General features: G+C 63.0%; 1 protein-coding gene. It reads left to right on the top strand.

Annotation, left to right across the window (positions count from 1 at the left end):
- Positions 1-38 precede the first annotated feature (38 nt).
- The coding region (locus AC0IYH_RS29680) for a phosphate/phosphite/phosphonate ABC transporter substrate-binding protein (RefSeq protein WP_471837652.1) at positions 39-392 on the top strand (354 nt) is incomplete at its 3' end.

Below are 392 nucleotides of genomic sequence, written 5' to 3'. Positions count from 1 at the left end.
GGCATTCATAGACTGGCAGCGCGACGCTACCGCTAAGAATCGTCGCGCTGCCAGTCTATGAATGCCCTGCCTGCAGGGGCAGTACCCACCACAGCCTGATCGTCGTCCGTCACAATGATCAGGCGTTCGGACTAGGCGATCTGCGCGGCCGTCGCGCCGCGATCAACGATCCTGCCTCGAACACGGGCATGAACCTGTTCCGTGCAGCAATTGCGCCGATCGCAAACGCTCAAGCCTTCTTCGCTGCGGTCGAGCATACGGGATCGCACCGTGCCAGCGCGCTGGCCGTCGCATCGGGTGACGTCGATGTTGCCGCGATCGACTCCGTGACCTTCGCCGCGCTCGACCGGTACGAGCCCGATCTTACCGACCAGTTGCGCATCCTCCAGATG

The sequence above is a fragment of the Pseudomonas sp. AC463 genome, from assembly GCF_979253585.1.
Note: the sequence above shows the minus strand (reverse complement) of the source record. Positions and strands in the feature narration are given on the sequence as shown.